This window comes from Moraxella sp. ZY200743 (genome assembly GCF_050885545.1).
Classification (GTDB): Bacteria; Pseudomonadota; Gammaproteobacteria; order Pseudomonadales; family Moraxellaceae; genus Moraxella; species Moraxella haemolytica.
Map to the genome: position 1 here is coordinate 1,108,165 of NZ_CP091313.1, position 14,285 is coordinate 1,122,449.

The window sequence follows — 14,285 nt, forward strand, 5'->3', positions numbered from 1 at the left end:
CTATGCATCACTTGGCGTCTTTTAGTTGTGGTGTCATCTGCACACGAGAATCGTATGAGCGAGCAATATCAAGTCTTAGCAAGAAAATACCGTCCAAAAAACTTTGCTCAAATGATAGGGCAGACGCACATCACGCATGCCCTAACCAATGCCATTGATACAGGTCGGTTGCATCATGCTTATCTGTTTACAGGCACTCGTGGGGTGGGTAAGACAACCATCGCTAGGATTTTGGCAAAATGTCTCAATTGCGAAACAGGTATCACAAGTCAGCCTTGCGGGGTGTGTGATACTTGTGTGAGTGTGGATAATGGACGATTTATTGACCTAATAGAAATTGATGCCGCTAGCCGAACCAAAGTTGAAGACACCAGAGACCTGCTTGAAAATGTGCCTTACGCACCCACTCAAGGACGCTATAAGGTCTATCTGATTGATGAAGTGCATATGCTTTCAACGCACTCTTTTAATGCACTATTAAAGACATTAGAAGAGCCACCTGAACATGTTAAGTTTATCCTAGCAACGACCGACCCCCAAAAACTACCCATCACCATCGTATCCCGCTGCCTACAATTTGTGTTGCGTCCGATGTCTCAAGCATTGCTACATGAGCATCTAAGTGGCATCTTAAATACTGAACGCATTGACTTTGATGAGAATGCCGTTTGGCAACTGGCTAGCTCCGCTAAAGGCTCGGTGCGTGATGCATTATCCTTAACTGACCAAGCCATTGCCTTTGGTGGCGGTCGTCTCAATGCTGATACAGTCGCACAAATGCTAGGGCTTGTTGATGGGCTTGATGTGATATCGCTGATTGACGATATTTATACCGACAGACGCCAACAGGTTGCACAGCATATCACTCGTTTGCGTGAGCAGATGGTTGATGCAGTGGCAGTACTTGATGCCATCATTGATGGACTGCATGAGCTTGCCTTGATACAATTTTTGCCATTACAGATGGATAAAAATCAAGAGCAAAGACAAGCATTTTTAAACCTATCCCAAAAAATCTCTGCCGATACTCTGCAACTGTATTATGAGATTGCCATCAAAACTCGTGAATCAGTCCGCCTTGCTAGCACGCCAATGCAGGCACTTGAAATGGGGATTTTAAGACTTCTGGCGTTTCGTCCGCTACACACCCATCAAACCTTTTCCAATCAAACCACCACCAACGAAATCAATGTGGCTGATACAACCGCTGATGTAGCCGAACAAGCCGATAACCATACAGATGGCAATACGAATGATAATATCAACAACCATGCCATAGACAGCCACGCCACCGAAGAGCTGTCTGATGGTGTTGATGTAACGCATACACAAAAGGTAAGCATAGAGCCACAGATGAGTCATCGCCCATCAAATGATAATGATGAGATGGCTTGCCAAGAACTAGATTTGCAACCTAAAGAGATTCAAGGGGTTCAAAGTCTAACAGATGATATTTTAACCAATGATGACTCAATCTTGGATACAGACTTGCAAAGTACTGCGGATACCAAGCACGCCCATCAAGATAGCTTACCATCTGATGTACTAGCCAATCATACAAATGAGCCAATAGAGCTGACCAATAAAGCCAGCTTGATTCAAAAATTACACGCACCAAAAGCTGAGCTGACGGGTGAATGGGATGCACAAAAGTGGGACTATTGGTTATTTTTAGCACGCCAAGAGGGCATTTTTGATAATGATGAGTTGGCGTTATTACATCATAGCCGAATGATGGGGAGTATTGACAATGTCAGTACATTATATGTACAAAGTAATAACGCACAAGTTGATACCAGCTTTGCTTCTGCTAAAGAGAAAATCGCTCGTCATTTTCCAGATATGCAACTTAGCGATGAACTGCCTTCGTTGACGGATAATGACAAACACAGCACGCCATATGTTTTACAACAAGAGCGTGTAGCAGATGTACTCATTGATGCTCAAAACCAAATTATCCAAAGTCCTGTTGTGCAGCAACTGTGGCAACTTGGCTTCATCCAAAATGACAAAAACCCCATCATCGTAAGCACCAAGCTCACTTTGGATCATTCTACTAAATAACAGATGTAGAGATTTAGCAACAAAAAGGGCGTCTTGTTTCAACCAATATCAATAACAAAAAGGTGTTTATGTTAGATAATTTGCGTAGTATGGCGATTTTTGCTAGCGTGGCTCGTCATGGGTCATTTAGCAGTGCTGCCAAGGAATTGGGCATTACCACCAGTGCGGTCAGTCAGCAGATTCGTACGCTTGAGACGGACTTGGGCGTAACGCTCATGCATCGCTCTACTCGCAAGCTGAGTCTAAGTGAGGCAGGTGAAAGCCTGTATCATGCCGCCTTGCAGATGATGAAAGCTGCCGAGCAGGGCAAAGAAAATGTCCTACAATTAAAAGATGAAATCTCAGGCAATTTGCGTATTGCTACCTCGCCTGTCATCGCCAGCAATTACCTCATTCCCGCACTAAACTCATGGTTAAAAACACATGAAAATCTAGCACTCAATATCATTTGTCGTGGCAATAATCTTGATATGATAGAAGACCGCATTGATTTTGCGTTATTGCTAGAAGAAAGTCCTCAAGGTGTTAGCTTGACCAAACTAAAACAGCTACTACTTGCTTCGCCAAGTTATCTAGACAAGCATTCAGCCATCAGTGTACCAAAAGACCTATCCACACACGCTTTTATTACCAATGATGAAAGACTCTATGATAACCTAGAGTTTCAAAAAGCTCATGATAAATTTAGCATCAAAGTATCATCACGCCTCATCAGCAACGACCAAACCGTTGCTCTAGAACTTGCCGCATCAGGCTATGGCATTGTCAAGGCAAGCGAGCTTGATGCCAAGCCATTTATTCTATCTGGTAGACTTGTTCCTGTGTTGACTGAATACTCACTACCATCACTAACTTTAAGTGCAGTATCCATCTCCAAAGAACAGTTGCCCGCCAAAGCCAAAAAGTGCCTTGAGGTTTTGTTGGATTATTTTGGTAAATAATTTAGTAAAATCATTGGATTGATGTGGTTATCCTATTTTTAAGGCAAATAGGCGATTGGTTTTGTGGTGATTTTGTGATGATGGGGCTATTTTTCACAAAGATATAAAATATCTCTGATACCAAGAGAGCTTTTTAGTATAATAAAATTCATTAGTTTATAAAATAAGGAAATAATCATGAAAAAATCAACCAAGCCCACCTTGAAGCTAGGTGTTGTCTTGATTGGTGCATTGATGTTAAGTGCTTGCCAAAGCACGCCTAGCACTCAGCCTAGTAGCTTAGCTAAGACCAATTGGGCATACGGTCAGATGCATGGAAATGCTTCAGAGTTATTCAGCGATGAGCAATCGCCTGCCACCATCAGTAAAAATAAGCTAACCAATGCCCTAAAAAACCACCTACAATCAGAGCGTTTCGCCTTATCTACCATTCATTCTAGAGCCATGCCTATGGTTGGTAAAGACAGTGTCAATCATGGTGCTGATACACTAATAGCTAGCATTCTAAAGACCTACACATACCAAAATCAAAATAAATACCAGCCTGCATATCGCTCGTATGATGACTACTTGACAGAGGAAGTATTGGGTGGTTTGCGTTATGATGATGAGGTATTGGGGAGAATTCCTGAAGGCATTACCACCCAAAGTCATGACGCTGATGATGTTAGTCGTGCACTTATTGAGCAAGGTGCTTTTGTGCAGAGCTTGGCTTATCAGCTACAAGAAGATGTTGCTGATATCTCCTTGTCGCTTGATGACTTGATTGAAAAAGACCCTACGATTACCACCAATAAAGCCGAAGTAAAACAACTGCTCGAACAGTTGGATGTCGCCATCAAAGATTTTGACACCCAAAGTCAGCCGTTGTATGGCAAAGGTGGCTATATTGCTGAAGACTTGGCATATGCCAAAAGCTGTGCAATGATGTACAACACCACCATTAGACAGGCTTTATCGCCAAACCGTCAAATTCAATCCTATGCTGATGAGCAATATGATTATTATGATTTGGTCTATAAAAATTATCATGATTGTAGTGAAGTGATTACATTAAATGCCAATCTATCGCCCAGCTTTTATATCATGCAATCAATAACAAAAGACGATTTGGATTTTTTGGTGCAAGAAAAACAATGCCATCTGAATAAATACCGCACCATACAGTCGTTACTGAATTCAGGAAAGGGTCATCATAATGACGCAGAAGCATTCGCACAGGCATACATTGACAACATTAACTGTCTAGATGTTGCCTTGCATGACAGATATGATGAGTATCAGCCATCACAGATGACAACACTGCATGACGCCATTAGACATAGTGCCGAGCAATACCATCATCCAGAATCCAATACAGAACGCAGTCCACTCACTCAAATCAAGACGGCGTTTGATGATTACAAACGCATGAAACAAGAAGGCTTGGCAGACCAACCTGTCCTGTCATCCAAAAATTATGCGTTAGGTAACCTTCCGCCCATGCTTGCAGGGTTTTTGAGTATGTTTTTGGATAATAATAAACAGACTGACGGGCAAATATCAGCAAAAAACCTTTATGTTTATGACCGAAATGTCGTTACCGTACTTAGTCATCATCAACCACAAGCACGCCAAATCACAACGGTAGGCTCAATGGATTTTTATTCGCCAACGATGGAATACTCCATTCAGTTGCCCATACAGCTTGATTTTAATCAATCTAAACTAAAAGCTGATGTGTCTGCCATACTGCCAATCATTGCTACTAGGGCATCAAAGCATATGCCATCGCTTAGCGAGTTACCAGAGCGGGAGATGACTTTTGCACTGCCCAATGATTTACATAAGCAGTTACCCATGCCTGTCATTTTTGATGCCATCAATCAAGGCATACTTGATACCATCAAAGAGTTAGATGATGAAAACTTCACGGCTGTTGATATCTCAAATGACAAATTTGCCAAAAAAATAGGGGCAACTTCTGCCATTAAGGTGCATTTTGATCTGCATGATTTGGGCAATGCTACAGGTGTTGTCATTAAGCATATCAGTAAAGCCCTAAAAGCCCATGTAGATGCCAATACTGCCGACTACACTGATGGTAAATCAGCTAAAATTAAGCAGGCGATTGATGATTTGGCACTCATCAATGATGGCTATCATAGCCAAGATTTGGGCAACTTAATGCAGCTCATCGAGAGCGTCTTGTCAATGAATTTGACTCAAACGAATTATTTTTATCTAGACCATCAAGGTAAGATTGTTGGTACGCAGGTTATTGAGTCGCTCAATGAGTCTTTGGAAAATGTACGCACAAAATCCATTCATCAGACACGATTTTCTAGCAAGCCATTTGCACATCCGCTAAATGATAAACTTGTCAATAGTTTTAATACCAACAAAGAGTTTGATGGCACAAAGTGGCTTATTGATACGATTGAAGACGCTAAATTACAAAAACAGGCCAAACAAGCACGCCAATCATATGAATACACTCAAGATGGTGATTATGGCGTTGTAGAAGAGATGTCTCAAGAAGCGATGGATCAATTTGACAAATAAAAAATAGCATGGTTAATATTATAAAACATCAAGGATAAGTCATGAAAAACAACCACTCATTTCAATCAGCAAAACTAGGCTCGTTGGTTCTGATGCTTAGCATGGCATTGACAGGCTGTGCTACGACGACCCAACAAAAGACGCATAGCACCCAAAGCATGAATAATCCCAAACAAATCCTATCTGATGCGGTGCAATCACAGCTACGATCATCGTTTGGCTACCAAACCACAATTAGCGTATCACTACCGCATGATGATATGGGAAAGGCAGATGCCATTGAAATTTGTCAGCGGCAACATGATACCGCCTATATTGCGTTACTAAAATCTGCCAAAGATGATGAGTTACGCATCGCAAATGATGGTAATGTCATCAAAGAAGCCTATTTGTCTTGTCTTAATGACAACATGAGCGTCAATCACTATCAGCGTTTTGATTTTGAAAATTTTTATAAACAAAATCAATCACTTGAAACATCAGAACTTGAACAAAAATTCATCGCAGAAATACAAGAACACGCCATGGGTCAGCAAGAAATGCTGACTGGGGTGGTTATTGCTAGCGAACCAGACCCTTTAGCCATTAAAAAATCCCAACTGCTTAATGAGTACCTAATCAAGCCTACCAAGATTACCATTACAGGCAACTATCAGCCCTTATCTGGGGTCATCACCGCCATTCCAGAAGCTCGTTATGACGCCAAAAATCTTACCCTTGCCGTTAGTCAGCCAATTTATATTGACATAAAGAACGGTGTGGTTTATCTATGGGCGGATAATATCGCCTTAATTCAAAGCCTAGCATTAGATAAACAGCTTGGTGATCAGTGGAAAGATAAGTGGCTTGCCATTCCGTTAAATGATGGTAGTCTCCCCAAGACCTTTACTCAAGATTTTATTAAATCTTATTTAAAGGCAACCAAAGAAAGTTATTTGGCACTTGATGCGACGCAGATGAGACAAGTGAACGCCCAAACTGTGCTTGATTTACCGAATTTTACTAAAAATTTAGATGATCATACCAAAAATCTCATCAAAAACAGCAAAACCATCATTCAAAATGCTCCTGATAACAAAGGGTTGGCGTACAGTCGCTATGTTTTTGCTGATACTTTATATAATGAGCTGATCGCCAAATACCCACAGCTTGACAATCATGCAGGTTATCATGAATATGAAATCATTGATGGTGAGAGCCATGTTAATATCAGTACGCAAACTCAGCAGGCACAAGAGTCATCGCAAGAGATTCAAACAAAAAAAATTAATAGCCAAAAATTTGTCACATTGATTGTCAATATCTTAAAATCTCAAATCAATCATTACTATCATGTCAAGCTACCCAATCAAGATGACTACACCAAAGAGCCACCGGTGTGGCACTATGGTATTGACAATGGCAAAATCAGTTGGATACACAACCGCAAACAGTTTGGACTGGTTAATCAAATTCAACAGCTCACTAAAGCTCCGATGAGTGATAAGCCCATCTTTATTGACACATTGACGCTCATAGAGTCAGGGGTTAAATACAACTTTGACCGCCTGCCAAATCATGCACGCACCCCAAACACTGCCAATAGCATTGATGTGCTTGCCTATGCCAATGAATTTGTTGAAAACTTTGCAAGCAACAACCCTTATCTACCCATCATGCATAATGGCTGGATTGAGACTCCAACACAAACAGATGATACAGAAAATGCAACGCCGTAATATGACAAAACGACTTAGAGTCAGACGCAAGGTGCGTCCTGCTAAATTGCAAACCCATCGCTTGCGTCATGCCACAAGTCAAAAACAGCTTGCTATCAAACGCCGTTGCCGTCTGTGGCGATTTGCTTGTACTAAGGTAATGTTGTCATTAAGGGTGCAAGCTATAGAGAATAAATCCAAAACAACAAACAAAGAACCATAAAAAAAGGGTGGATATTCACTCCTTTTTTTATGGTTCTTTGTTTAATATTCTAGAAACTTTGAATCACTTGGTTTGTTTTGGAGCAAGTAGATGATTTTCTAGATAATGGATATTTTGTGCTTCATTGACGAATGCTTCATCTTGCAAAATCACATCACGATGTAAAGGCACATTTGTCTTGATGCCTTCAATGATTAGCTCATCTAATGCGTGCAATGTCTTAGCGATGGCTTGACTTCGTGTCTGAGCATGGCAGATGAGCTTACCAATCAAAGAATCATAATAACTTGGAATATTATATCCTTGATATAAATGCGAATCAAAACGCACGCCTGAACCACTTGGGGTAAAGAGATTTTCTATCTTACCAGGGCAGGGCATGAAAGTTGATGGGTCTTCTGCATTGATACGGCATTCAATGGCGTGCCCACGAATGGTAATTTCATCTTGATGATAAGACAAACCATAACCTGCAGCGATTTTTAACTGCTCAACCACAATGTCAATACCTGTAATCATCTCAGTAACAGGATGCTCTACTTGCACACGAGTGTTCATCTCAATAAAGAAAAACTGGTCATCTTCATATAAGAATTCAAAAGTGCCTGCACCACGATACTTAATTTGTTCGCAAGCACGCACACACGCATCTAAAATGGGTTGCCTAATGTCGTTAGGAATGCCTGGGGCAGGGGCTTCTTCTAGAACTTTTTGATGACGGCGTTGCAATGAGCAATCACGATCAAACAGATGTAAGGCATTGCCATTGCCGTCCCCCAAAACCTGCACCTCAACATGGCGTGGGTTTTTTAAGAATCTCTCCATGTACACCGTGTCATCACCAAAAGCACTTTCCGCTTCGGCTTTGGCAGCTTGCACTTGGTTGATGAGTTCCTCAAACCTTTCTACCACACGCATACCACGACCGCCACCGCCAGCTGCTGCTTTGACAATGAGTGGAAAACCGATGTTTTTGGCTTGTTCTTCGGCATTGTGTAGAGTAATCGCCCCAACAGAGCCTGGTACTGTTGGTACACCTGCTTTTTTCATGGCATTGATGGCAGAAACTTTATTGCCCATTAGGCGGATGTGGTCAGCATGAGGACCTACAAAGGTTAAGCCTGCTTCTTCAACTTTTTCAGCAAATTCAGCGTTCTCGGATAAAAACCCATAGCCAGGATGAATGGCGTCAGCACCTGTAACCTCAGCTGCAGAGAGCAGGGCGTTCATGTCTAGGTAGCTTTGTGATGATGGAGCATTACCAATACAGACCGCCTCATCAACGAAACGCAAGTGCATCAAATCCTTATCAGCGGTAGAATATACGCCGACAGTTGAGATGCCAAGCTGCTTACACGCACGCACGATACGCAGGGCAATCTCGCCACGGTTTGCAATCAATAATTTTTTAATCATCGCTCACCTACGCTTTATAGCGAATAACAGGCTGACCAAATTGCACCACATCAGCATTATTGACCAAGATTTCTTCGATGATACCGCTTTGGGTGGCTTCTAGCGGATTCATGATTTTCATTGCTTCAATGATGCCAAGCTGATCGCCTGCTTGTACTTTTTGACCAACTTTAACGAACGGTGGGTCATTTGGGCTTGGTGCAGAGTAGAATACACCCACCATTGGCGAGGTCTCAACTTTGCCGCTTGGGGCTTTTGGAGTGGCAGATACTGCTGTGGTGGCAGGAGCGACCACAGGGCTAGCGGCGATGGTCTGAACAGCTACATTACGCGTTAAATTGACATAATTGTCATCATGACCATACTCAAGATTGACCAAATCTTTTTCTTCCATTAAATCAATAAGCTCACGAATCTTTTTGATGTCCATAGCCATCACCTTTTTAATTACAGTTAAAATAGAATAAATAATATCTGTTTATTGTAACAAATTTTTTCAAAAACACCTAGTCAAAAACTCAAGGTGAAATCATTTAATTTTGAATAAATTGCCAATAATCAGACAAAACACACGCATAAAGCAGATGGATATAGTGTACATTCGTTTTATTTTATTGCAAGTGTTTTTTGTATATTTTTTGCCAATTCATCTAAAAACCTGATGACTTTTATCCAAAATCGTGTTTTTGACAGCCCACTACCAAGTTGGTATGGCCTTTTTATCTAGCCAGCTTGGTTGCACCCATTTTGGTGAATCATAAAATTTAAACTTTGCCATCTTATTGAGTAGTTCAATTGGGTCATCAGAGACACAAAGCAGTGCCATGCTCTGTTGTGGCATGAACCCTTCATCAGCACATTTTTGCAAAGTATTTAACAGTGGGTCAAAAAATCCATTTGTATTTAGTATGCCAACTGGCTTGGCGTGCTGTTTTAATTGTAGCAAAGACAGTACTTCATACAGCTCTTCTAGCGTACCAATGCCACCAGCCATCGCAATAAATCCATCAGCAAGCTCAATCATCTTGCATTTGCGAGTCGCCATATCTGCTGTCTCAATCAGTGTGGTCAGACCCAGATGAGCGACTTCTTTTTGTTTTAAAAAGGTAGGGATAACACCTGTCGCCATACCACCACTTTCTAGCACGCTATCAGCAATCGTACCCATCAACCCAACATTGCCACCACCATAAACCAACTGAATGTCGTTATCGGCAAGTGTTTTACCCATCAGTTTGGCGGCTTCATAATACTTAGGCGTATTACCAAAGTTAGAACCACAATATACCGCAATGCTCTTTAAGCTATTCATAATCTCTCCTAATCAGTCAAAAATAAACAATCAATCAACGCTTTAGCCACTGCCACGGCTGTACTGTACCAAGCCCCATACCAATGAGTCCAAGCACCATCACAGGGTTTAGTGCCTCATTGAGCAGTGGTACAGCAAGTAGGGCGGAAATGAACGGAGCAAGCGATGACAGACCGCCTGCCGAGAATGCTCCAAGCCTTGCTACCGCCATCGCATAGGTTAAGGTAGCAACAATCATCACCAATACGCTATGAAAGACCCCTTGGATTACCAAATGAGTTAGGCTAGCATTAGGAGATGAAAAACCAATAAATAACCCATAAATTGGCAGATATACCACTGCCGACCAAAACACCGTACTACACATAGTTTGCCATGGTGTGAATTGCCATTCTTTTAATAAAATACCAAAACCCGACCAACAAAAAGCACAAGTAATAAAAATCACATCGCCCACATTAAAATGATATGCCCCTGATAGTATCATCGCACTCATCATAAATAATGTGGCAATGATGATGGCGAGAGCGATTTTGGTATTTACATCAGGCTTCACCCCAAAAAATATTGCCAACAGCAAAGTGGTAGCAACAGGTATCATGCCATTTAAAAAAACCGCTCCGTGTACGACAGGTGCTAGAGTAAATGCCGTATAAACCAAACTACTATAACCCACACCCCCTAGCATGGCAAGCACAAAGGCACGCCAAGTAAACAAAAAATCCCATCGCTTCATGCCCCATACCACTGGCAATAAAATCACGCCAGCAAAGGCAAACCGCATGGCAATCACATCCCATACTGATACCTGCCAATGGACATTCACTCGGGCAAACAGACTAAACCCTCCCCAAATACACATTGTAAAAAACACCAGTAAATACCCTTGTGTTTTTAAGGATAATTTGCCAAAAAAATCTTGAATGAATGTCATGTTAGCCAATCTTATGTTTGGTGGTTGGGTTTTATTATATCAAAAACAACAATCCCCAAAACAGTTTGGGGATTGTTGTTGTCCATCAGTCTTTAGCGTTTTGAATGTCGGGGTCAGCAAATACAACCACCTCTTCTTCAAATTCAGGCTTAACCTGAACAATAAAGTCTTCACGAGATAAACCCATGCGAAGCGGAATTGAACTTGCAACATATACCGATGAGTAAGTACCTGCAATCGTCCCAATAAATTGAGCCAAGGCGAACCAAAATAAGCTTTCGCCACCCAAGAATAATAGGGAGAGTACTACCACAAAGATTGTGCCTGAAGTCATGATGGTACGCCTTAGCGTCTCTGTCAATGACAAATCAACCACTTGATATGGTGTCAGTCCACGCACACGACGGAAATTCTCACGCATACGGTCATAAACAACAATCGTATCGTTCACCGAATAACCAATCAAGGCAAGTACAGAAGCTAATACTGTTAAGTCAAACGGCCAGCCAAAAAGGGCGAACAAACCACACACCACAATCACATCATGAAATAGGGCAAGCACCGCACCCAAAGCTAGCTTAAACTGGAATCGCACGGATACATAAATCATCATCAAGACAAGTGCCAGCCCAAGTGCTAAGATAGAGTCTAGATAAATCTCATTGCCCACTTGGCTACCGATGATGCTGATATTGTCTACGGTAGCGGCATTTGATGGCAAGTCTAAGGCTTGATTTAGTGCTTGGCTTAACCCTTCTGGATCCTTAGTATCTTGGGGTGGCAGACGCACGAGCAGTTCGTTGCGAGTTCCAAGATATTGCACTACGGCATCATCAAACCCTTTTTCTGAAAGTGCAGAGATGACTTGTGCTTGCTCAACAGATTGTTCATACTTAACATCCGCCGACACACCGCCTGTAAAATCAAGCCCTAAATTTAACCCTTTAACTGTGATGGCAACAATGCTAACAATCACCAACAAAGCCGAGATGATAATCATCGGTATCTCGATTTTCATAAAGGGAATGATGCGACGATTACCAATCAGCTTAACACCACCTGCTTTTTCGGCAGCCTCATCAACAGTAATGATGTCTTGCCCAGCCAGTGCTTGCTCATTAGCTCTTGCATTACTACCTTTACCATCACGGCGTGGGCCACGACGGCGACGCACAGGTTCGGCAACTGATGACTGCTCGATTGGATTATTTTCATTACTCATCATAGACTCCTAACCGATGCTAATTTTTGTTAAGTTTTTGCGATTGCCGTACCACAGTTGCATGATTGCACGAGTTACGGTAATGGCGGTAAATAATGAAGTAATAATACCGATAGCAAGCGTGATTGCAAAACCTTTGATTGGACCTGTACCAACCGCAAACAAGATGAACGCCACTAACAAAGTGGTGATTTGCCCATCAAAAATTGAATTAAATGCACGATCAAAGCCTGCTACAATCGCTGATTTTGGTTTTGCACCTGCAGCCAGTTCTTCTCGAATACGCTCAAAAATTAGCACATTAGCATCGACTGCCATACCCATCGTCAAGACCACGCCTGCGATGCCTGGCAAGGTTAATGATGAACCCAGAATTGACATCAAAGCAATCAACATCATGATGTTTAACGCCAATGCAATATTAGCAATCACACCACACGCACGATAGAAGATAATCATCCATAAGAACACCAGCAGATAACCAATCATCGACGCTGTCAGACCTTTATCAATATTATCTTGACCTAAAGAAGGGCCGATGGTACGCTCTTCAACAAAGTACATCGGTGCTGCCAATGCACCTGAACGAAGCAGTAGGGCAAGCTCGCCAGCTTCAGCATGAGAATCAATACCTGTAATGACGAATGAAGAGCTAAGCACATCATTGATGGTTGCACGGTTGATGACGCGCATCTCGGCATATGGCGTACGAACTTCTTTGGTTTCGCCTGTTTGTGGGTCGGTCTCATAGCCAATGCGTTGTTTGTTCTCAATGAACAATACAGCCATTTGTTTGCCAACACTTGTACGAGTGGCGTTCTGCATCATTTTACCGCCCGCTGTATCTAGTCTGATAGACACTTGCGGACGACCATGGTCATCTAGACCTGGCTGAGCATCTTGTACTTTTTCACCCGTAACAATCGCTTGGCGATTAAGGAGTACTGGTGGACCATTTAAATCACCAAACGGATAAGCCTCTGTACCTGCAGGTGCGATTCCACCTGCATAGTTATCTGATTCATCACTAACCAGACGGAACTCAAGATTGGCTGTACGACCAAGCACACGCTTCGCCTCGGCGGTATCTTGAACACCTGGCAATTCAACAACGATGCGGTTTTCTCCTTGAGACTGTACCAATGCTTCTGCCACACCCAGCTCATTGATGCGGTTACGCAAGGTGGTCAAGTTTTGACCAACAGCATAGTCGTTAATCTCTTGAAGGCGTGCCTCAGTATAAGACATCTGCAATGCTGCACCTTCAGCATCTGCCAATGGACGCAAGGAGAATTCATCTGCCATGCTAGCTTGTAAAATGCTTTGAGCACGGTCACGAGTTTCACTCCCATTAAAAATCAACACTAAACCATCGTCAGTAGTTCTTAGGCTTTTAATGGCAACTTTGTCGGCTCGCAAGGCACGACGCACATCTTGACTGGCAGTAGCTAGGCGTTGCTCTAGGGCTTTATCCATATCCACTTCAAGCACAAAACGCACACCACCACGCAAGTCTAATCCAAGTTTCATTGGCTTAGAACCGATATTGCGTAACCACTCTGGAGTGGTTTGGGCAAGGTTTAGTGCCACGACATAGTTTTCACCAAGCTCACGGCGTAGCACTTCTTGTGCTTTTAGTTGGTCTTCGGCTGTTTTTAAGCGAAGTAGGGCACTGTTATTAACAAAACTACCACCATGATGGCTAAGATTGGCTTGGTCTAGCAGTCCTTGTGATTGTGTCAGTACATCTTCGGTCAGCTCCACACCGGCAGAAGCACCTGTAACCTGTACCGCAGGTTCGTCTGGGTAAAGATTGGGCAGGGCGTACAAACCAGAAACAGCTAATACCACAGCGATGAGTATGTATTTCCAAACAGGGTAATGCATAAGTATTTCTTATGGTTAAGGCATGATGATTTGATGGTGCTTTAA

Annotated in this window: 11 protein-coding genes; 5 read left to right on the top strand and 6 right to left on the bottom strand. The window is 42.3% G+C overall.

What is annotated here, in order from left to right:
- Positions 1 to 54: 54 nt before the first annotated feature.
- The 5 genes from dnaX (at position 55) to L3D27_RS05430 (ending at position 7,469) form a co-directional block, all read left to right on the top strand.
- On the top strand, positions 55 to 2,064 hold the full coding sequence (gene dnaX / locus L3D27_RS05410; protein WP_432481836.1) for a DNA polymerase III subunit gamma/tau: 2,010 nt from the start codon (positions 55 to 57) through the stop codon (positions 2,062 to 2,064).
- Between the two features lie 68 nt (positions 2,065 to 2,132).
- The gene (locus L3D27_RS05415) at positions 2,133 to 3,005 is read left to right on the top strand and encodes a LysR family transcriptional regulator (protein WP_373627264.1); all 873 of its coding nucleotides are present in this window, start codon (positions 2,133 to 2,135) and stop codon (positions 3,003 to 3,005) included.
- Between the two features lie 177 nt (positions 3,006 to 3,182).
- The gene (locus L3D27_RS05420) at positions 3,183 to 5,549 is read left to right on the top strand and encodes a hypothetical protein (protein WP_432481837.1); all 2,367 of its coding nucleotides are present in this window, start codon (positions 3,183 to 3,185) and stop codon (positions 5,547 to 5,549) included.
- Between the two features lie 41 nt (positions 5,550 to 5,590).
- Complete coding sequence (locus L3D27_RS05425; protein WP_432481838.1) at positions 5,591 to 7,267, top strand: hypothetical protein; 1,677 nt, start codon at positions 5,591 to 5,593, stop codon at positions 7,265 to 7,267.
- Between the two features lies 1 nt (position 7,268).
- Positions 7,269 to 7,469: a hypothetical protein gene (locus tag L3D27_RS05430; RefSeq protein WP_432481839.1), complete on the top strand. Its 201-nt coding sequence runs from the start codon at positions 7,269 to 7,271 to the stop codon at positions 7,467 to 7,469.
- A gap of 63 nt (positions 7,470 to 7,532) precedes the next feature.
- On the opposite strand, the gene accC is transcribed toward L3D27_RS05430, so the two are convergent.
- The 6 genes from accC to secD form a co-directional block, all read right to left on the bottom strand.
- Positions 7,533 to 8,885, bottom strand: a complete 1,353-nt coding sequence (gene accC / locus L3D27_RS05435) for an acetyl-CoA carboxylase biotin carboxylase subunit (protein ID WP_373627259.1) — start codon at positions 8,883 to 8,885, stop codon at positions 7,533 to 7,535.
- A gap of 7 nt (positions 8,886 to 8,892) precedes the next feature.
- Positions 8,893 to 9,315, bottom strand: a complete 423-nt coding sequence (accB, locus tag L3D27_RS05440; RefSeq protein ID WP_373627257.1) for an acetyl-CoA carboxylase biotin carboxyl carrier protein — start codon at positions 9,313 to 9,315, stop codon at positions 8,893 to 8,895.
- Between the two features lie 267 nt (positions 9,316 to 9,582).
- Positions 9,583 to 10,197, bottom strand: coding sequence for a TIGR00730 family Rossman fold protein (locus L3D27_RS05445; protein ID WP_373627255.1), 615 nt, complete (start codon positions 10,195 to 10,197; stop codon positions 9,583 to 9,585).
- 34 nt (positions 10,198 to 10,231) lie between these two features.
- Positions 10,232 to 11,131 (bottom strand): DMT family transporter, encoded by a 900-nt coding sequence (locus tag L3D27_RS05450; protein ID WP_284674504.1) that lies wholly within the window; start codon positions 11,129 to 11,131, stop codon positions 10,232 to 10,234.
- Between the two features lie 85 nt (positions 11,132 to 11,216).
- The gene (gene secF / locus L3D27_RS05455) at positions 11,217 to 12,353 is read right to left on the bottom strand and encodes a protein translocase subunit SecF (protein WP_432481879.1); all 1,137 of its coding nucleotides are present in this window, start codon (positions 12,351 to 12,353) and stop codon (positions 11,217 to 11,219) included.
- A gap of 9 nt (positions 12,354 to 12,362) precedes the next feature.
- The gene (gene secD / locus L3D27_RS05460; RefSeq protein WP_432481840.1) at positions 12,363 to 14,240 is read right to left on the bottom strand and encodes a protein translocase subunit SecD; all 1,878 of its coding nucleotides are present in this window, start codon (positions 14,238 to 14,240) and stop codon (positions 12,363 to 12,365) included.
- Positions 14,241 to 14,285 lie beyond the last annotated feature (45 nt).